The organism is Streptomyces subrutilus, assembly GCF_008704535.1.
In the GTDB taxonomy this organism is placed as follows: domain Bacteria; phylum Actinomycetota; class Actinomycetes; order Streptomycetales; family Streptomycetaceae; genus Streptomyces; species Streptomyces subrutilus.
Map to the genome: position 1 here is coordinate 4765700 of NZ_CP023701.1, position 18608 is coordinate 4784307.

At 73.4% G+C, this 18608-nt stretch carries 20 protein-coding genes and 1 pseudogene; 16 read left to right on the plus strand and 5 right to left on the minus strand.

Translation table 11 applies throughout. The annotated features are described in order from the left end of the window. Window positions 1–105 precede the first annotated feature (105 nt). The 4 genes from CP968_RS20980 to CP968_RS35770 all read right to left on the minus strand — a co-directional run bounded on the left by CP968_RS20980 (window position 106) and on the right by CP968_RS35770 (window position 1867). Window positions 106–975, minus strand: a complete 870-nt coding sequence (locus CP968_RS20980) for a radical SAM/SPASM domain-containing protein (protein WP_150519465.1) — start codon at window positions 973–975, stop codon at window positions 106–108. A gap of 99 nt (window positions 976–1074) precedes the next feature. Further along, a complete protein-coding gene (locus CP968_RS20985) occupies window positions 1075–1500 on the minus strand; it encodes a hypothetical protein (RefSeq protein WP_150519466.1) in 426 nt (141 codons plus the stop codon). Continuing rightward, complete coding sequence (locus tag CP968_RS35385) at window positions 1491–1619, minus strand: hypothetical protein (protein ID WP_268253286.1); 129 nt, start codon at window positions 1617–1619, stop codon at window positions 1491–1493. Before CP968_RS35385 ends, CP968_RS20985 begins: the two co-directional genes overlap by 10 nt. Further along, complete coding sequence (locus CP968_RS35770) at window positions 1616–1867, minus strand: DUF7848 domain-containing protein (protein WP_483030222.1); 252 nt, start codon at window positions 1865–1867, stop codon at window positions 1616–1618. Before CP968_RS35770 ends, CP968_RS35385 begins: the two co-directional genes overlap by 4 nt. A 300-nt stretch (window positions 1868–2167) precedes the next feature. Between CP968_RS35770 and CP968_RS20990 the strand changes: the two genes are divergently transcribed. From CP968_RS20990 to CP968_RS21015, 6 genes and pseudogenes are all read left to right on the plus strand, one after another. Then, window positions 2168–3004, plus strand: a complete 837-nt coding sequence (locus CP968_RS20990; protein ID WP_150519467.1) for a helix-turn-helix domain-containing protein — start codon at window positions 2168–2170, stop codon at window positions 3002–3004. After that, on the plus strand, window positions 3001–3210 hold the full coding sequence (locus tag CP968_RS20995) for a DUF397 domain-containing protein (RefSeq protein ID WP_150519468.1): 210 nt from the start codon (window positions 3001–3003) through the stop codon (window positions 3208–3210). Before CP968_RS20990 ends, CP968_RS20995 begins: the two co-directional genes overlap by 4 nt. Before the next feature lie 113 nt (window positions 3211–3323). After that, window positions 3324–3923, plus strand: a pseudogene (locus CP968_RS21000) (sodium:solute symporter family transporter); the annotation flags it as partial. Window positions 3924–4020: 97 nt separating this feature from the next. Further along, window positions 4021–4422, plus strand: a complete 402-nt coding sequence (locus CP968_RS21005) for a DUF6412 domain-containing protein (protein ID WP_306419904.1) — start codon at window positions 4021–4023, stop codon at window positions 4420–4422. Window positions 4423–4586: 164 nt separating this feature from the next. Then, the gene (locus tag CP968_RS21010; RefSeq protein WP_306419903.1) at window positions 4587–5381 is read left to right on the plus strand and encodes a membrane protein insertase YidC; all 795 of its coding nucleotides are present in this window, start codon (window positions 4587–4589) and stop codon (window positions 5379–5381) included. Between the two features lie 121 nt (window positions 5382–5502). After that, the gene (locus CP968_RS21015) at window positions 5503–6360 is read left to right on the plus strand and encodes a fumarylacetoacetate hydrolase family protein (RefSeq protein WP_150519471.1); all 858 of its coding nucleotides are present in this window, start codon (window positions 5503–5505) and stop codon (window positions 6358–6360) included. 126 nt (window positions 6361–6486) lie between these two features. Here CP968_RS21015 and CP968_RS21020 read toward each other — a convergent pair whose 3' ends face one another. Beyond that, complete coding sequence (locus CP968_RS21020; protein WP_150519472.1) at window positions 6487–7599, minus strand: Gfo/Idh/MocA family protein; 1113 nt, start codon at window positions 7597–7599, stop codon at window positions 6487–6489. Between the two features lie 55 nt (window positions 7600–7654). Here CP968_RS21020 and CP968_RS21025 point away from each other — a divergent pair, with 55 nt between their 5' ends. The 10 genes from CP968_RS21025 (at window position 7655) to CP968_RS21070 (ending at window position 18549) form a co-directional block, all read left to right on the plus strand. Further along, the gene (locus tag CP968_RS21025) at window positions 7655–8935 is read left to right on the plus strand and encodes an ROK family transcriptional regulator (protein WP_229886582.1); all 1281 of its coding nucleotides are present in this window, start codon (window positions 7655–7657) and stop codon (window positions 8933–8935) included. Between the two features lie 237 nt (window positions 8936–9172). Then, the gene (locus tag CP968_RS21030; RefSeq protein ID WP_150519474.1) at window positions 9173–9946 is read left to right on the plus strand and encodes a hypothetical protein; all 774 of its coding nucleotides are present in this window, start codon (window positions 9173–9175) and stop codon (window positions 9944–9946) included. 82 nt (window positions 9947–10028) lie between these two features. Further along, complete coding sequence (locus tag CP968_RS21035; protein ID WP_150519475.1) at window positions 10029–10793, plus strand: GntR family transcriptional regulator; 765 nt, start codon at window positions 10029–10031, stop codon at window positions 10791–10793. Between the two features lie 147 nt (window positions 10794–10940). Further along, complete coding sequence (locus CP968_RS21040) at window positions 10941–12062, plus strand: TIGR03364 family FAD-dependent oxidoreductase (RefSeq protein ID WP_150519476.1); 1122 nt, start codon at window positions 10941–10943, stop codon at window positions 12060–12062. 5 nt (window positions 12063–12067) lie between these two features. After that, window positions 12068–12877 carry a phosphonatase-like hydrolase gene (locus CP968_RS21045; protein WP_327168149.1) on the plus strand — a complete coding sequence of 270 codons (810 nt, stop codon included), beginning with the start codon at window positions 12068–12070 and terminating at the stop codon, window positions 12875–12877. After that, window positions 12874–13923, plus strand: a complete 1050-nt coding sequence (locus tag CP968_RS21050; protein WP_150519477.1) for an ABC transporter ATP-binding protein — start codon at window positions 12874–12876, stop codon at window positions 13921–13923. Before CP968_RS21045 ends, CP968_RS21050 begins: the two co-directional genes overlap by 4 nt. Further along, window positions 13916–14899, plus strand: a complete 984-nt coding sequence (locus CP968_RS21055) for a 2-aminoethylphosphonate ABC transporter permease subunit (RefSeq protein ID WP_150519478.1) — start codon at window positions 13916–13918, stop codon at window positions 14897–14899. The genes CP968_RS21050 and CP968_RS21055 overlap by 8 nt, the downstream gene beginning before the upstream one ends. Continuing rightward, a complete protein-coding gene (locus CP968_RS21060; RefSeq protein ID WP_150519479.1) occupies window positions 14886–15683 on the plus strand; it encodes an ABC transporter permease in 798 nt (265 codons plus the stop codon). The genes CP968_RS21055 and CP968_RS21060 overlap by 14 nt, the downstream gene beginning before the upstream one ends. An 84-nt stretch (window positions 15684–15767) precedes the next feature. Further along, window positions 15768–16856 carry a 2-aminoethylphosphonate ABC transporter substrate-binding protein gene (locus CP968_RS21065; protein WP_150519480.1) on the plus strand — a complete coding sequence of 363 codons (1089 nt, stop codon included), beginning with the start codon at window positions 15768–15770 and terminating at the stop codon, window positions 16854–16856. 169 nt (window positions 16857–17025) lie between these two features. Beyond that, on the plus strand, window positions 17026–18549 hold the full coding sequence (locus CP968_RS21070) for an alkaline phosphatase family protein (protein ID WP_229886580.1): 1524 nt from the start codon (window positions 17026–17028) through the stop codon (window positions 18547–18549). Window positions 18550–18608: the final 59 nt, after the last annotated feature.

Genomic DNA, 18608 nt, shown 5'->3' on the forward strand with positions numbered 1-18608 from the left:
TCGTGCCGGGGAGTGTGCGCCACGGGGGCGAGCCATCGCGAATCGGGATCGGTTACCGAGTCGGCCAACTGCGCCGCGCGTCTTGTCCAGTCCATGGCGACCTTTCTAGTACGCCGGGTCACACGCGGTGGTGTTCGCGGGGTCACAGTCGCTCGAATCCTGCGACGCGCACGACGTAGGCCGGACGGAACGGAAGTGACTGGAGAGCGCGGCCCACCTGGGCCCGTCAAGGAGCTTGAACAACCGGTCCTCGCGCACGTTGCCCGCCGGGAAATCACGCGACAGTACGCAGCCGGCGAGGTCACCGTTCGGAAGAACTGCCGCTCGGCCCTGCGTGCACCGTCCGCACATTTCGTCCAGCGTCGGCACGCACCCACTCTTTTCCGCGGCCCGTCCCACGGCACGCACCCGGTCGGTGTTGATTCGGGTCACGCCCATGGACAGCAGCTCTGCGCGCGCCTGGGCGACGCGCTGCCCCGGGAGAACGTCCACGATGCCCGCGCGCACGGCCACCCCGCGGCGGACAGCTTCCCGGATGTTGGTCCGGGTGGCGACGTAGCTTCCGGGGCGCGTGGTGATCGTGTCGTGCTCGGTGGGGTCGTCGCTGTAGTAGCTGGTCCCGATGGTCACCCCGTCCCGTAGGAACACGTCCCAGTAGTGGGGCAACACCTTGAACATGTTGCTGTAGACCTCCACGCGGAGATTCAGCGAGAGAGCGAGTTCCGCGAGGGCGATCCACTGCGGGTGTGTCGTCGGCTCTCCGCCGATCAGTTGCACCTGCGGGATGCCGAGCCGGGCCGCGTCAATGATGACTTCGCGCCAGTCCGCGTACGTCATGTCACCTTGCTTGGCATGCGGGCTGGACTCCGTCAGACAGTGCTCACAAGCAAGCTGACACGTGCCAGTGATTTCCAGTTCGAGCGAGTCGAGACCCCCGGTGGGCCGGGGGAGCGGAGGTACGAACAACGTAGTCATGGTTCCCTCTCTGACGTGTCGTGGCGGGTCGGGTGGTGCCCCGCCCCCGCCGAGGGCTGCCGCAGGGGCCAACGGCTCCGGCTCGACAGGGGCGGGAGTTCAGAAGAACGGCCACTCGGCGCCGTGCTCTTCCTCGTAGAGCACGGGGGCGATGGCCGCGAGCATGTCCCGGTCGGGGTCGGAGAGTTCCCATGTGTGTCCGCCCTTGTGGCCAAGGTGATGACAACAGGCGTCGCCACCAGGGCCGGGGTCGTTCACGGGGCAGTCAGGCACCCACCGCATTCCGGCGGGCTCGGCGCCGTCTGCCCACCACACCCATAGGCACAGTCCGCGTGCGTTGTCGTGCACCATCTCTGCGTGTAACCCCGCGTGGGTTTCCAGGGTGCACCGCAGGGTGATGCTGGGTGACGCGCCTACCTGGTAGGTGTCGTCCTGCGCCGCGAGCGCATTCAAGAGCGCTACCAGCTCCGATGACCGCGCCTCGCACTGCGCGCCGCACACGTACCGCCCGAGCGTCACACCCACCCCCGAGCGACGATGACCGCCACGGTGGCGATCCAGATCACCGCGCCGAGGGTGACCGCCACAGTGCCTCGCCGGCTGGTGCGGGTGTGCACCTGGTCGCGCTGCTCGTCGGCGCTCACTGGACGCACTCCACGATCGCGGTGTCGGTGAACGTCCGCTCGAACACGTCGTGCCGAGTGCTTCCGCAGTGCCCCAGACACGCTAGGTCGCACTCCTCCAGCGTCAGCCCCGAACGCGCTTCCCACTCGCAGCCCACCTTGAGACAGCGGGCGCCTACGGTCGGATCGGTACCGGGATGGCGCCGGATGCGGTGGTCCACGAACCGCCAGATTCGCCGTTTCACGTCACCCGCTCTTCGTTCTCGCACAGCAGGATCCGCAGCGCTCCAGCAACCGTTACCGCGCGTGCCGCGAACGCGTCCTCATCGGCTCGCCGCTGCACGATCGCTGAGTCAAGGGCCGTACGGAACTGAACTCGGGCCGCGGGGCCGGACGCGATGCTGTGCAGCTCGGCGAGGGCTAGGCATATCGGGACGGACGGGGAGACTCTGAGCGCACGCACCGCCGCTCCTCTCTGTAGCAAGACCACTACCGGGGGGTTTCAGGTTGGCCTAGGGTCTGTCATCTATCAACTGTCCGAACCCTGACTGAAAGTTGGCGGGGCGCACATGAACCGGAACGAGTTATCTCCCGACGCGAGCCCCCGGGCAGCGTTCGGCGCGCGTCTACGCAGCTTGCGGGACGCGCACTCCTGGACTCTCGATGACCTGAGCGCACGGATCGAATATTCGGCCTCGCATATTTCGGGGGTTGAAAATGCCAAGCGTGAACCAACTATCAAATTTGCGGAACGCGCTGATCGGGCCTTCGGCCTGACCGGGACCCGCGAGACCCTGGCGAGCGACGTGTTCCGGATCAGGGGCGGATCACTACTTGAGGGCTTCTCCGAGTACGTCACTTGCGAGGCCCGGGCGGCAGAGGTCCGTCTTTTTGAGACGGGCGTCATCCCGGGCTTGCTCCAGACTGAGGAGTACGCGAACGCTCTGGCACAGAGTGCGGTGCAGCGGGGCATCATCACTCCTGAGCAGGCACGCGAGCGCGTCGCCGTGGTAGCGGATCGGCAAAATGTCCTCCGCAGAACGCCGCCCCCACTTGTGATGGCAGTGCTTGATGAGAGCTGCGTTCGCCGTCCGATCGGCACTGATGCGCAGTGGGATGCCCAGCTAGCCCGACTGCTGGAGTTCGCTGAGCAACCGGGGACCGTGCTGCAGCTTGCGCCGTTCACGATGGGAGTGCGCCGAACCTTTGACCTGCCCCTCTACGTGCTGACGATGCCCGATCGGTCGATCGTGGCCTACGCCGAGTCCGCCACCCGCGGACATCTCCAGCGCGACGGCAGGGTCGTTGCGGCCATACTGGGGACCTACTATCAGTTGCAGGCCGAAGCGCTACCCCAAGCAGCGTCCGCGGCCACGATCAACGCGTTGCGAAAGGGCACACCGTGACGAGCACGACCGAATCCCCCCGCTGGTTCACGTCCTCTTACAGCAACAACGGCGGCGCGTGCGTCCAGGTCGCCACTAACCTCGTTTCCGCGCGCGGCGTGGTCCCTGTCCGGGACTCTAAGGCGCCCGAGGGCCCGGTACTGGAGTTCACGGCAGGGGCGTTCGCAGCGTTCGTGTCCGGGGTCCGGTCCGACACGGCCGTTTGACGTCACCGCGCACGGCACGACCAGGCCCCGCCACGCACGTTCACTCGGAGCGGCGGGGCCTCGCTGTATCACGCGGCCAGAGACCTGATCGTCAGGTGCGCCGCCGCCCGGTCGGGGCGGACTCCAACCTGGCGCTGTTCAAGCTGGTCGTGGACTCGCTGCCGGCCTGGGCGGTGGGGGTGGTCGGCGTGGCCGCCGCGTTGTCGTCGATCGTGCCGATGGCGGTGTTCATGCTGGTCATCGGGACGATGTGGGGGCGCAGCGTGTTCCCGCTCGCGCCGCGCTGGAGCTCGGGCGAGCGGCAGAAACGCGCCTCGCAGGCCGTGGTGGTGATCAGCGGCTCGGTGGCGCTGGTGATGACGTACGTCGCCCCGAACACGCTGGTCCGGCTGTCGCTCGTGTCGTACGAGGGGATGGCGCAACTGCTGCTGCTGCTGCTGGGGCTGGTGTGGCGGCGACTGACCATGGTCGGCGCGCTCTGCGGGCTGGTGGCGGGGGTCGGGCTGGTCTGCGCCCTCGCCTTCACCGGGAACGATCCGGTGTGGGGGGTGAACGCGGGGATGGTCGCCCTCGTGGTGAACCTCGCCGTCGCGCTGGCGGTGAGCCTGGCCGGGCCCCGGGAGGCGCCGGACGGGCGGCCGGACGAGGAGGTCCTGGCGCGCGATCCGCTGCCGGGGGAGGGCTCCGTACCCGTTGTCGGCGCGTCCGGTTAGGATCGGTCGCAGTCCCGCCGGCCGACTGTCCGGCGGACGACGGATCGGCGGACCCCTTACGGGGGTTCGCGCGGGAGCGGACGGAAGGGGGGCTCACATGGCTCGCACCCCCGTGCCCGCGCAGGCCCGTGTCACCGCCGGCCGTTCCGCTGCGGATCGGGTCCCTTCGGGCCTCGTCCCCTCGGCCCGCCTGCGGTCCGTCCGCGCCGTCGCGCTGCTGCTTCCCCTGGTGCTCGTGCTGCTCGGGGGAGTCCTCGGGCTGTTCGCCGGGGAGAGCGGGCTCGGGGCCGTGGTGGTGGCCCTCGCCGCCACCGTCGCCGTGGGGGCCGAGGCCCTCGCGGCCGCCGCCCGACTGGTACGGCCCGTGCCACCGCACCGCATACGCACCGCGATCCGGGACCGCGAGCAGCGCACGGCGTTCCTGCCGCAGCGCGATCCCGACGCCTCGGGCCGGTCGCGGCCGAGGGCGCCCGGCCGTCTCGTCCCGACGGCCGCGTAGGGGCGCGCAGTAACGCATCACCACCCTCTTCACCCCTCTTCGCCCTTCCCCCTCGGTCGGTTCCCACCGACCGCGCGCTGCTGCCGCCCCTCGCGGCTCGTCACGCCGAAATGCGGTTCCCTGCATCCCTTTCGACGTCCGACGAGACCCTCCGGAGCGCCCACGTGTCCGTTTTCACCCATCTTGTGGCCGAGCTCGGCCGGCTGTTGCAGCCGATGCTCGCCGGTTCCGCGACCGCTGCCGCGATCGTGCTGTTCACCGTGCTCGTCCGGCTCGCCCTGCACCCGCTGAGCCGTGCCGCCTTCCGGGGAGCCACCCCGGTGGCGGGGATCCTGCCCACCCTCCTGCAACTGCCGGTGTTCTTCGTGATGTACCGGGCCTTCTCCTCGGCGGAGGTCGGCGGCTCGGCCAACGAGCTCCTCGGACACCGGCTGTTCGCCGCGCCGCTCGGGGCCGACTGGACCGAGGCGTTGGGCGAGGGCGGGCTGCTCGGGGCGCAGGGGCTGGTGTTCCTCGGGCTGTTCGCGGCCATCGCGGCGGTGGCCGCGTGGAGCGCCGTACGCGGCCGGCGCGCTGCGGCGTCCGCGCCGCTGGGCACCCCTCCGGTGCCCGCGGGCCGGAGCGTGGAGCCGAAGGGCGGGGCCGGCGCGCGGGCGGGGAAGGCCGGGAGGCCGTCGGGTGCGGCCGGGCGGCCGGGCGGCAAGCCCGTCGAGTTGACCGCCGAGCAGCAGGAGGCCGTGCGCAAGCTGGGCGGTGTGCTGCCGCTGCTCTCCTTCGGCACGCTGATCACGGCCGCCGTGGTGCCGCTGGCCGCCGGGCTGTACCTGCTGACCAGCACCTCGTGGGCCGTGGCCGAGCGGGCCTGGCTCCAGCACCGCAAGGAGCGGGCGGGCCGCGCCGAGCGTGCCGGGAGCGGTGCGCCGCTGGCCGCCGAGGCGGCCGTGCGTTCCACCCTGTGAACAGGGTCTTGCGGATTGGGTCGACTTCTTGGAGGATCAACCAATCCTCCGATGGCCGCAACCCATCGGCCGGTCCGGGCGCGCGCCCGGACCGACCACCCACGACCACGGGAGAATGCCCATGAAGCTGCTGCGTGTCGGACCCGTCGGGTCGGAGCGCCCCGCGCTGCTCGACCAGGACGGGACCCTGCGTGACCTGTCCGGCCTGGTCACGGATGTGGACGGTGCACTCCTGGCCGACGACGCCGTGCTGTCCCGCGTACGGGACGCGGCCGGATCGGGGGAGCTCCCGGTCCTGGACCCGGAGGGGCTGCGCATCGGTGCGCCCCTCGGTCGCATCGGCAAGGTCGTGGGCATCGGGCTGAACTACTTCGGGCACGCGGCCGAGGTCGGCGCGGAGCCGCCGGCCGAGCCGATCCTCTTCCTCAAGGCCCCCGACACCGTGGGCGGTCCCGACGACACCGTGCTGATCCCGCGCGGCAGCGTGAAGACGGACTGGGAGGCGGAGCTCGGCGTCGTCATCGGCGCCACCGCCCGCTACCTGGCCTCCGCCGAAGAGGGCCTCGCGCACGTCGCCGGCTACGCGCTGGTCAACGACGTCTCCGAGCGCGAGTTCCAGATCGAGCGCGGCGGCACCTGGGACAAGGGCAAGAACTGCGAGACCTTCACCCCGGTCGGCCCCTGGCTGGTCACGGCCGACGAGGTCGCCGACCCGCAGGCCCTGGCCGTGAAGCTGTGGGTGAACGGCGAGCTCCGGCAGGACGGCGACACCGCGGACCAGATCTTCCCGGTGGGCGAGGTCGTGCGGTACGTGAGCCAGTTCATGACCCTGTACCCGGGTGACCTCATCGTCACCGGTACGCCGGCGGGCGTGGCCATGGGCCAGCCCGAGCCGAAGCCGTACCTGCGGGCCGGTGACGTCGTCGAGCTGGAGATCGAGGGCCTCGGCCGCCAGCGCCAGGAGTTCAAGGGCGCGTAGACCCGGCCGCGCGGGCCGTCCCCCCGTCCGGGGACGGCCCGCGCGACCGGCTTTCCCCGGGCCGTCCGGACCATCGCCCGCCGGGCCGCGCCGTCCGGACGGGCCGCCGTGCCGCCGGGTGGTGCCCTACCGCTCCGCGGCCGCCGGGACCTCCACCGCCACGCCCTCGCGCGAGGAGGTCCGCGCCGCCTCCAGGACGTCGAGGCAGGCCGCGGCCTCGTACGCGGTGACCGGGGCGGAGCCGCCCTCGCGCAGGGCCGCGGCCACCGCCGCGTAGTACGCCGGGTAGTCGCCCGGCAGCGTCGGCACCGGCGTCCCGCCGCCGGTCAGCGGGGACTCGCCGGAGCCCAGCCGGCCCCAGAGGTGCTCGGGTTCCTCGCCCCACGGCGCGCCCGTGCCCGGCCGCAGCCCCTCGCGCAGGGCGGCCTCCTGCGGGTCCAGGCCGTACTTCACGTAGCCCGCGGTCGAGCCCAGGACGCGCATGCGCGGGCCGAGTTGGGCGGCCGTCGCGCTGACGTAGAGGTGCGAGCGGACGCCGCTCGCATGGGTGAGGGCGATGAAGGTGTCGTCGTCGGCGCGGGCGCCGGAGCGGCGGACGTCGGCCTCGGCGTAGACGCGGACCGCCGGACCGAACAGCACCAGGGCCTGGTCCACCACGTGGCTGCCGAGGTCGTACAGCAGCCCGCCGATCTCCTCCGGCGCCCCCGACTCGCGCCAGCCGCCCTTGAGCTGCGGGCGCCAGCGTTCGTAGCGGGACTCGAACCGCTGCACCTCGCCGAGCTCTCCGTCCGCGACGAGACGGCGCACGGTCAGGAAGTCGTTGTCCCAGCGGCGGTTCTGGAAGACCGACAGGAACGTCCCGGTCCGCTCGGCGAGGTCGCCGAGCGCGCGGGCCTCGGCGGCGGTGGCCGCCAGCGGCTTGTCCACGACGACGGGGAGGCCGGCTTCGAGGGCGGTGGTGGCCAGCGCGACGTGCGTCTTGTTGGGCGTGGCGATCACCACGAGGTCGAGGGCCGGAGCGTCCCCGCGGTCCCACAGTTCGTCGGCGGACGCGGCGATCCGCACCTCCGGGTAGGCCGCGCGGGCCTGCGCCTGCCGCTCGGGGTCGGAGGTCACGACCGTGTCGAGGACGAGGCCTCCGGTGGCGGTGACGAGGGGCGCGTGAAAGACGGAACCGGCGAGTCCGTAGCCGATGAGGCCGACGCGGAGGGGACCGGTGGGAGCGGCGGTGGCGTTCATGGCTCCACTTTGGCAACAGTGTTGCCAAAGTGCAAGGAAGGTGGACAATGGCCAGGTGAACAGGGGTACGGACGGGCGTGCGGACGGTGCCGAGGGCAGGACGGCGGCCTACGGGCGCGCGGGTGTGCGCGGCGGGGCGAACCTCCCGGCGCTGCGCGGCCACAACGAGGCGCTGCTGCTGGACCTGGTGCGCGGGGCCGGGCCGACGGGCCTGGGCCGCGCCGAGCTCGCCGCCCGTACCGGGCTCACCCCGCAGGCCGTCAGCAAGATCGCGGCGCGGCTCGCGGCGGAGGGGCTGCTCGCGGACGCCGGCCGCGCCGCGTCCACCGGAGGCAAACCGCGCACCCTGCTCCGGCTGGCCCCGCAGGCGCGCCACGCGCTCGGGGTGCACCTGGACCGGGACGAACTGCGGGCCGTACGGGTCGACCTGGCGGGTGCGGTCCTCGCCCGGACCGGCGGCCCGCTGGACTTCGGCGCCGGTCCGGAGGCGGCGGCCGGGGCGGTCGTACGGGCGGTCGTGCGGCTGGCGGACCCGTCCGGGCCGCCGCTGCTGGGCGTCGGCGTGGCCGCCCCGGGACCGCTGGACCACCGGACCGGGGTGCTGGGCCGGGTGACGGGCTTTCCGGGCTGGGAGGGGTACCCGTTGCGGGAGGTGCTGGAGCGGCGGCTGGGCCTGCCCGTGGTCCTGGACAAGGACACGAACGCCGGGGCGGCCCTGGCCGGTCCGGCCCGGCCGGCGGCCTCGGCAGGGGAGGCCGGTGCACGGGAGGCCTCGGCACGGGAGTTCTCCGCACGCGAGGCCGGTGCACGGGAGCTCATCGCACGGGCGGCCGGCGATCCCGTCGGCCCTGCCGGTCCCGCGGCGGCGCCGGCGCCGTTCGCCGCGACGGGGCCCGCCGACTCCGTGTACCTCCACGTCGGTACCGGGCTCGGGGCCGGGCTCCGGCTGGGCGGGCGGATCCACCGGGGGGTGCGCTCGGCCGCGGGGGAGTTCGGCCACCAGGTGCTCCGCCTGGACGGGCCGCCCTGCCGGTGCGGGGCCCGGGGCTGCGCGGAGGTGCTCTGCCTGGACGCGGTGGCCCGGGGCGACCTGCCCGGCGCCGCGCGGATCCTGGGCGAGGGCGCGGCCAACCTGGTCGCGCTGCTGGACGTGGACCACGTCCTGCTCGGCGGCCGGGTCGTCGCGTCGGCCCCGGAGGTCTTCGTGGCGGGCGTCCGCGCGGTCCTGGAGGCCCGCTCCCTGACCCCGGACCCGCCCGCGGTCGCCCCGGCCCCGGGCGAAGTGGCGCAGGGTGCGGCGGAACTCTGCCTGGCCCCCTTCTTCGGCCGCGCCTGAACAGGGGCCGCCCCGCCCGGCCCGGCCGCCCCGCCCCTGCTGCCCTGCCCCGCCCACCCGGCCCTGCCCCTGCCCGGGCCGCGCCGTGACCCCGTGCGCCGATCGGGCGTAAACCGGGGTGGTGCGCGCGTGGCTCTCCGCAGGGGGTCGCGCGGGCGTGACAGGGTGCGGGCAGGCCGGGGTGATCGTCACCTCGTCCGATCATCGTCCCGTCCGGCGAGCAAGCGAAGGTCTTCCATGCGACTGCGCAAAGCCCTTGCCCTCACCGCCGTCCTCTGCGCCGCCCTGGCCACCGCCGCGCCCCCCGCCGGCGCCGATGTCGGGACCGGCGGCGGCGCCCGCCCCGCGCCCGCGCTCCCGTCCCGGGCCAAGGCCACCTGCGGGGACGGGAAGAGCCCCGCGTTCCCGATCGGGGCGCGGATCAGGGGCGGCCCGGCCGTGTACCGCACCGGCGGCGACCCGCAGAGCTGGTACCTGGACCTGACCAACTCCACCGGCTCCGTGTGCACGGCCATCCACCCCGTCGTCGTCCTCACCGACACGGCCCGCGCCCTGCGCCCCGCGCACCTGCGGATGGACTTCGCCGCCTCCGGCGGCCCCTTCCCCGTCAGCCTGGAGCACACCGACCGCGACGAGATCATCGCCGTCTTCGACGGCGGCGACGCCTTCCCCGGCTTCACCGTCGCCTCCGGCGGCACCCTCACCGTCAAGGTCTCCCTCGCCTTCGCCCCCGACGCCCCCACCGGCGAGGTCGTCGCCGACGCCGCCCTGGTCCAGCGCAAGGGCGACGACGGGGACTGGGTCGGCGAGGCCGGCGGCTACCGCTTCACCGTCGAAGGCCCGGAGGACGGCGCCGAAGCGGGCTCCCTCGCGCACACCGGGCCCCGCGACCGGGCCTACGGGCTCGGCGTCGGCGCCGCGGCCGCCCTCGCCGCCGGCGGCGGACTGCTGCTGGGCGCCCGGCGGCTGCGCACCCGGGACGGCCGCCCCAGGGACGCCTCCGCGCAGTAGTCCCGCCCCGCCCCGGCCGTCCGCCCGCGCCCCCGCGCCGTCCCGTCGCCGTCCGTACACCCGGCCCGCATAGAGTCCCTCCGTGGAAGAACAGACCCAGCGCCACCGGCCCGGATCGCCCGTCCGCTCCGGCATCCCCGAGCACGGGCGCATCCCCAAGTACTACGCCGTGAAGGCCCGCATCGCCGAGCTCCTCGACGAGCTCGGCGAGGGGGGCCCGCTGCCCACCGAGCGGGACCTCGCGGAGCGGTACGAGGTCTCCCGCGAGACCGTCCGCCAAGCCCTCCGGGAGCTGCTGCTGGAGGGCCGGCTGCGCCGCTCCGGCCGCGGGACCGTCGTCGCCGGCCCGAAGCTGGAGCAGCCGCTCTCCCTGGCCAGCTACACCGAGGGCGTCCGCCGTCAGGGCCGTCGGCCCGGCCGCCACCTGATCGGGCTGGAGCAGTTCCCCTGCCCGCCCGAACTCGCCCCGGGCATCGGTGCGCAGGCCGGCGAACCCGTCTGGCACCTGGAGCGCGTCCTGCTGGCCGACGACGAGCGCGTCGGCCTGGAGAGCACCTACATCAGGGTCGCCCGCGCCCCCCGCCTGGACAGCGATTTCCAGCCGGACTCCTCCTTCTACGGCTACCTCCGCGACAGCCTCGGCATCGCCTTCGGGGAGGCCGACGAGAAGCTGGAGACGGTCCTCGCGACGCCCCGCGAGGCCCTCCTGGTCGGGACCCCGCCCGCGCTGCCCATGCTGCTCATCCACCGCTTCTCGCGGGACCGCGAAGGCAGCCCGCTGGAGCGGGTGCGTTCCCTCTACCGTGGGGACCGGTTCAGCTTCACGACCCGCCTGCGGCCCGAATAGTCCGAACGAAATCCCTCACAGCGCCTCGAAAGGGGCGTCGCGATGTCACGAGAAGATAACGGGTCTAGTCCAAACGTTGAGGCCTGTTCACCGGCCCGTAGCCCGGCCGCTCCCCGCGGGCCACGGGACGCGACCACCTTGGTCGGCGTGAGAGTCATAGTCGTCGGAGGCGGCGTGGTCGGCACCATGCACGCCTGGCAAGCAGTCCAACGCGGCCACGAGGTCGTCCAGATCGAGCGCGAGGCGGAGGCCCGCGGAGCGTCCCTGCGCAATTTCGGCCAGATCTGGGTCAGCGGGCGGGCCGGGGGCGAGGAGCTCGACACCGCCCTGCGGGCCCGCGAGCTCTGGGAGCGCATCGGCGCGGAGGTGCCCGGCCTGGGCTTCCGGGCCATCGGCTCCCTCACCCCCGTCCGCACCGCCCGCGAACACGCGGTCGCCCGGGCGGCCGTGGCCCGGCCCGACGCCGCCGCCCGCGGCTACGCGCTGGTCACCGCCGCGGAGGCACGGGCGCTCAACCCGGCCCTGCGCGGCGACTTCGAGGCCGCCCTGTGGTGCGAGCGGGACGCGGCCGTCGAACCGCGCACCGCCCAGCTCCACCTCCGCGAGGCCCTGCGCGCCACGGGCCGCTACACCTTCCTCCCCGGCCGCGAGGTCCGCGCGGCGGCCGGCCCCGGCGCGGTCCGCGACGACCACGGCGACGTCCACCGCGGCGACGCGGTCGTCCTCGCCACCGGAGCCTGGCTGTCCGGCCTGGTCCGCGAGCTGGCCCCCGACCTGCCCGTACGGCGCGTACGCCTCCAGATGATGCAGACCGCGCCGCTCGGCGAGGAACTGACCACCTCGGTCGCGGACGCCGACAGCTTCCGCTACTACCCGGCCTACGCCTCGCCCGCCCTCGACGAACTGAACGCCGGACAGGACCAGGCGCCCGTCGCGGCCGCGCACGCCATGCAGCTGCTGATGGTGCAGCGCAGCGACGGCGGGCTGACCATCGGCGACACCCACGAGTACGAGCACCCCTTCGCCTTCGACACCCTCGAAGACCCCTACGAGCACCTCACCGGGGTCGCCGAATCCTTCCTGGGGCGGCCGCTGCCGAAGGTCCGGCGCCGCTGGGCGGGCGTGTACGCGCAGTGCACCGACACCACCCGCGTCGTCCACCGCCAGCAGGTGGCCGACGGCATCTGGCTGGTGACCGGCCCCGGCGGGCGCGGCATGACCTGCTCGCCCGCCATAGCCGAGACCACCGCGAACGAACTGGGCTGGTGAGCCGGATGACCGACACGACGGGCAGGACCGACATGACGCACCCCCACCCGAACCCGCACCCGAACACCGCGCGGGCCACGCAGCGCGCGCAGGCCACCGGGACGGCCACCGCCCCGCCCGCCCGCCCCGCCGGCCCCCGCACGCTGGTCGTGCTCGACATGGCCGGTACCACCGTCGCCGACGGCGGCCTCGTCGAGCGGGCCTTCGAGCGCGCCGCCGAACACCTGGGCGTGCGGCCGGGCACGCCCGACCACGCCGAGAAGCTCCGCTACGTCCGCGACACGATGGGCGAGTCGAAGATCTCCGTCTTCCGCCACCTCTTCGGCAGCGAGGAGCTGGCCCACCGCGCCAACTCCGCCTTCGAGACCGCGTACGCCGACCTGGTCGACGGCGGCCTCGTCACCCCGCTCCCCGGCGCCCGCGAGACCATCGAACGGCTCCGCGCCGACGGCCGCACCGTCGTCCTGACCACCGGCTTCGCCCGGGTCACCCAGGACGCGATCCTCGACGCCCTCGGCTGGCGGGACCTCGCCGACCTCACCCTCTGCCCGGCCGACGCGGGCGGCCGCGGCCGCCCCCACCCGGACATGGTGCTGGCCGCCTTCCTGCGCACCGGAGCCGCGGTGGACGTGCGCGACGTCGTGGTCGCCGGGGACACCGCCTTCGACATGCTCAGCGGCCGACGGGCCGGCGCCGGCCTCGTCGCGGGCGTCCTCACCGGCGCCCACGACCGCGCCGCGCTCCTGGACCACGGCGCGACCCACGTCCTGGACTCGGTCGCCGGGCTCCCGGCCCTGCTCGCGGAGCCGGTGTGAGCGGCATCCGGTTCGACGGGGTCCGCGTCTCCTACGGCGACCACACCGTCCTGGACTCCCTCGACCTGACCGTCGAGCCAGGCGAGGTGATGGCCCTGCTGGGCCCGTCCGGCTCGGGCAAGACGACGGCGCTGCGCGCGGTCGCCGGCTTCGTCCGGCCCGCCGCGGGCCGGGTGCTGATCGGCGGCCGGGACGTCACCGCGCTCCCGCCGCACCAGCGCGGCATCGGCATGGTGGTGCAGCAGTACGCGCTCTTCCCGCACCTGCGGGTGGCGCAGAACGTGGCCTTCGGCCTCAAGGCCCGCAAGGCCCCCAGGGCGGAGGTCCCCGGCCGGGTCGCCGAGGCCCTGGAGATGACCGGGATGGCGGCCTACGCCGACCGCTACCCCCGCGAGCTCTCCGGCGGCCAGCAGCAGCGCGTGGCCATCGCCCGCGCGCTGGCCATCCGGCCCGGAGTGCTCCTGCTCGACGAGCCGCTGTCCGCGCTCGACGCGCAGCTGCGCTCGGGGATGCTCGCCGAACTGGCGCGGCTCCACCGCGAACTGCCCGAGGTCACCATCCTGTACGTCACCCACGACCAGGTGGAGGCGCTCACCCTCGCCGACCGGATCGCGGTCATGGACCGGGCCCGGCTCCAGGACTGCGGCACCCCGCAGCAGCTGTACCGGTCCCCGCGCACCGAGTTCACCGCCTCGTTCGTCGGCAACGCGAACCTGCTGCCGGTCACCGTCGCGGACACCGGCGCCGTCTTCGAGGGCCGCCCGCTGGCCCTCGACCGGGGCCGCGCGGTGCCGGGGGCGAGCGCGACCCTGTGCGTACGCCCCCACCTGCTCGGACTCGGGGACGGGCCGAACGCGCTGAGCGGCACGATCGCCGAGGTCCAGTGGCGCGGCTCCACGCACCGGCTGTACGTGGACGTCGACGGGCACCGGGTCAAGGCCGACCTGCCCGAACTGCGCGAGACCCCGGCCCTGGGCGACCGGGTCACCCTGCACTTCGAGCCGCGCGACGCGGTGCTGCTGTCCGCGGGGGTCGGCGATGGCTGACGCCGCCCGCCCCCCGGCCCCGCCCGCCGCGCCGGCCGTACCGCACCCGGCCGCCCCGCACGCCATCGTCCCGGCCCCGCACCCGCGGCGCCCGGACCCCGCGCCGGGACCCCCGGACGCCGCCCGTCGCGGACCCCGGCCGCCGCGGCGCGCCCGGGGGGTGGCCGCGCACTGGTGGGCGCTGCCGCCCGTCGCCGTGCTCGCCCTGGTGTTCCTCTATCCGCTCGCGCTCGTCGTCCGGCAGTCCCTCACCCCCGACAACGGCGGCGGTCCCCTCGACGCCTACGCCTCCGTCTTCGCCTCCCGCGCGTTCCGCGAGGCGCTCGGGACCACCGTGTGGCTGGCGGTCGGCGCCACCGCCGGCTGCCTCGTCCTCGGGTTCGTCCTCGCCCTGATCATCGCGTTCGTACCCTTCCCCGGGGCCCGGGCCGTCGCCAAGTTCATCGACGTCTTCCTCTCCTTCCCCTCCTTCCTCGTCACCCTCGCCCTCCTCTTCGTCTACGGCACCGTCGGCATGGCCAACGGCCTGTGGACCGACCTCACCGGCGCCGCCGACGGCCCCTTCCACTTCCTCGCCACCCCCTGGGGAGTGCTCCTCGCCGAGATCACCTACTTCACGCCCTTCGTGATGCGCCCCCTGCTCGCTGCCTTCTCCCAACTGGACACCGCCCAGCTGGAAGTCGCGTCGAGCCTCGGCGCCCGCCCCGCCCGGATCGTGCGCCGGGTGATCCTGCCCGAGGCCCTGCCGGCCCTCGCCGCGGGCGGCGGCCTCGTCCTGGTCATGTGCCTCAACGAGTTCGGCATCGTCCTGTTCACCGGCGCCAAGGGCGTCACGACCCTGCCGATGCTGGTCTACGGCAAGGCCATCCTCGAATCCGACTACCCGGCCGCCTGCGTGGTCGCCGTCGTCAACATCGCGATATCCGTCGGCCTGTTCGGCCTCTACCGGGTGGTGAGCAAGCGTGCTGGTGCATAACAGGACCGGCCGCTGGGCCGCCTGGGCCCTCTTCGCCCTCCTCTTCCTGCCCCTCTTCGCCCTGCCCCTGCTCGTCGTGGTCGCGGCCTCCTTCGCCACCCACTGGTCCGGGGCCCTCCCCTCCGGCCCGACCACCGGGAACTACGCGGCCGCCGTACAGGGCGAGTCCCTCCGGGCCCTGACCACCTCCCTGGTCACCGCCGTGACCGCCAGCCTGCTCGCGCTCACCGTCGGCACCTGGGCCGCGCTGGCCGCCGCCGCCCTCGGCAAGCGCGGCAGGCGCACCCTGGACGCGCTGTTCGTGCTGCCCGTCGCCGTGCCCTCGGTGGTCGTCGGCCTCGCCGTGCTCGTCGCGTTCAGCAGGCCGCCGGTGCTCCTCAACGGCACCGGGTCGATCGTGGTGCTGGCCCACACCGTCCTGGTCACCGCCTTCGCCTACCAGTCGGTCTCGGCCGCGATCGTCCGGCTCGACCCGGCGTACGAACAGGCGGCGGCCTCCCTGGGCGGCCGCCCCGCGTACGTGCTCTGGCGGGTCAGGCTGCCCCTCCTGCTGCCGTCCCTCACGGCCGCCGCCGGGCTCTGCTTCGCCCTGTCCATGGGCGAGCTCAGCGCGACGATGATGCTCTACCCGCCGGACTGGATGCCCCTGCCCGTCCGCGTGTTCACCGCCACCGACCGCGGTTCGCTCTTCAGCGGCTCCGCCGTCGCCGTGGTCCTGATGACCGCCACCCTGATCGTCCTGCTGGCCGTCTCGCGCATCCGCACCAAGGCCACCTACCGCTGACCGCGGCGACGCCCCCACCGCCGCCGCGCTCCGCACACCCCCCGCTGAACCACTGCCGACTCCCTTTCCCCGTAAGGAAGTTCCATGCCCAGCAACCGCAACAGCCGCCACCGCCTGCTCCTGCGCACCGCCGCCGTCACCGGCGGACTCGCCCTCGCCTCCACCCTCACCGCCTGCGGCGGCGCCTCCTCGGCCGACTCCCGGGCCGGCGAGAAGGTCGTCACCGTCTACAGCGCCGACGGCCTCAAGAGCGACAAGGGCGACGGCTGGTACGACACGGTCTTCGCCGCGTTCACGAAGAAGACCGGCATCGAGGTCAAGTACGTCGAGGGCGGCTCGGGCGAGATGGTCCAGCGCGCGCTGCGCGAGAAGACCAACACGCAGGCCGACGTCCTGGTCACCCTGCCCCCGTTCATCCAGCAGGCCGGCGGCAAGGGGCTCCTCCAGGCGTACCGGCCGCAGGGCTCCGACCAGGTCTCCGGCGCGAACAAGGCCGCCGACGGCACCTGGACCTCCGTCGTGAACAACTACTTCGGCTTCGTCTACAACAAGAAGGAGCTCGCCGAGGCCCCCAAGACCTGGGAGGAGCTGCTGGACGCCAAGTACAAGGGCCGGCTCCAGTACTCCACCCCGGGCGTCGCGGGCGACGGAACCGCCGTCCTCGTCAAGTCGATGCACGACTTCGGCGGCAAGGAACCGGCGATGGAGTACCTGAAGAAGCTCCAGGCCAACAACGTCGGCCCGTCCTCCTCCACCAGCAAGCTCGCGCCCAAGACCGACAAGGGCGAGCTCCTCGTGGCCAACGGCGACGTCCAGATGAACTTCGCGCAGTCCAAGTCCATGCCCAACCTGGGCATCTGGTTCCCGGCCAAGGACGGCGGGAAGCCCACCACCTTCGCCCTCCCGTACGCCGCCGGCCTGGTCGACAAGGCCCCGCACACCGCCAACGGCCGGAAGCTCCTCGACTTCCTGCTCTCCGAGGATTCCCAGAAGCTGGTCAGCGAGGTCGGCGGCGGCTTCCCGGCCCGCACCGACGTCAAGCCGACCGACGCCAACGCCGTCGAACTCACCAGGATCATGGCGGGAGTCGAGGTCTTCGAGCCCGACTGGGCCGACATCGACCAGAACCTCACGGGCTACGTGGACGCGTGGAAGTCGGCAACCGGAAGCTGATCCGTCACGTCCCGGCCACCCGCGGCCGGGAGAGTGGCACCTGCGCAGCGACGCCCCGCACGGTGTCGTTTAGGTAACGGGTCTGGACCGAAGACCGCACCGGTCCGGGCCCGGCACCCACCCCGCACCACCCGTCGCGCCATCCCCACGAATACTCCCGGAGGAGTACGTGTCCCCTGCTGTCCCGTCCGGACGCACCCTCGCCGTGGCCGCCACCGCCACCGCCCTGCTCGCCACCGCCCTCGGCGTGCACACCGCCGTCGCCGAGGAGTCCGCGGCCACCGTCGACAAGGTCCTCGTGATCGGCATCGACGGCGCGGTCCTCGACCGCGTCAAGGCCGCCAACGCCCCCAACCTCAACGGCCTGATGGCCCAGGGCCTCACCGCCCGCAGCACCCTCTACGCCAACCCGATGGCCGCCACCTCCTCGGGCCCCGGCTGGTCGACCATCGCCACCGGCGTCTGGCCCGACAAGCACGGGGTGAAGGACAACTCCTTCACCGGCAAGAACTACACGGCCTACCCGGACTTCCTGACCCGCATCGAGAACGCCAAGCCGGCGCTCAACACCTACGCGGCCGCCGACTGGGAGCCCATCACCTCCACCGACCAGAACGGCCCGATCTTCTCCGCCAAGGTCGACAAGCGGCTCTCCCTCAAGGGCGACCGCGACGGCTACGGCAGCGAGGACCCGAAGATCGCCGCCGCGGCCGCCGCGGAACTGCGCGACCAGAACCCGGACGCCGCCTTCGTCTACCTCGGCGAGATCGACCACGCCGGCCACACCTCCGGCGCCGCCAGCCAGGAGTACCTGAACGCGATCGGCCGCGTGGACACCCTCGTCGGCCGGCTGCTGACGGCCGTCCAGAGCCGCCCGACCTACGCCCAGGAGAACTGGAAGGTCCTGGTCACCACCGACCACGGCCACACCGACGGCGGCGGCCACGGCGGCTCCACCATCCAGGAGCGCGGCACCTTCGTCCTCGCCCGAGGCGCGGGCATCCCGGCCGGTTCCGTCCGCGACGACGTACGCCTCGTCGATGTGGCCGCCACCGCCCTCGCCCAGGTCGGCGTCGCCACCGCCGGCATCGACGGCGTCCCGCTGAACGCCCCCGACAACGACCCCTTCGACACCCTGCGCCCGGTGCTCCGGGCCCGCGCGGACGAGACCGGCATCCCGGCCGCCACCAAGGGGTTCACCCACACCCCGCCCGCGGGCTGGACCGTGGACAACTCCAGGATGGGCACCGGCGGCGTCACCGAGTGGGCGGGCTGGGCCTTCGCCACCGACGAGTTCTGGAGCCAGTCGCAGCGCGACCAGTGGCGCGAGCTCAACGTCCGCTCCCGCGACGTCTTCGCGGTCGCCGACTCCGACGAGTGGGACGACAAGAGCCACACCGGCACCTTCGACTCCACCCTGGTCACCCCCAAGTGGGCGGTCAGCGGCGGCAGCACGAAGAACCTCACCTTCCAGACCCACTACCGCCACGAGGCCGGCCAGAGCGCCCAGGTCCTGGTCTCGTACAACGGCGGCACCCCGGCCGTGGTGAAGACCTACACCGCCGACGCCGTCGCCAAGGCCGAGTCCCTCGCCCTCCAGGTCCCGGCCGGAGCCACCGACGTCCAGGTCCGCTTCCGCTACAGCGGCAACAACAACTGGTACTGGACCGTCGACGACGTCCGCCTCGGCTGACCCGCCGCGCCGGCCCGGACGGCCCGCCCGCCCGGCGGGCCGTCCGGGCCGTGGACGGC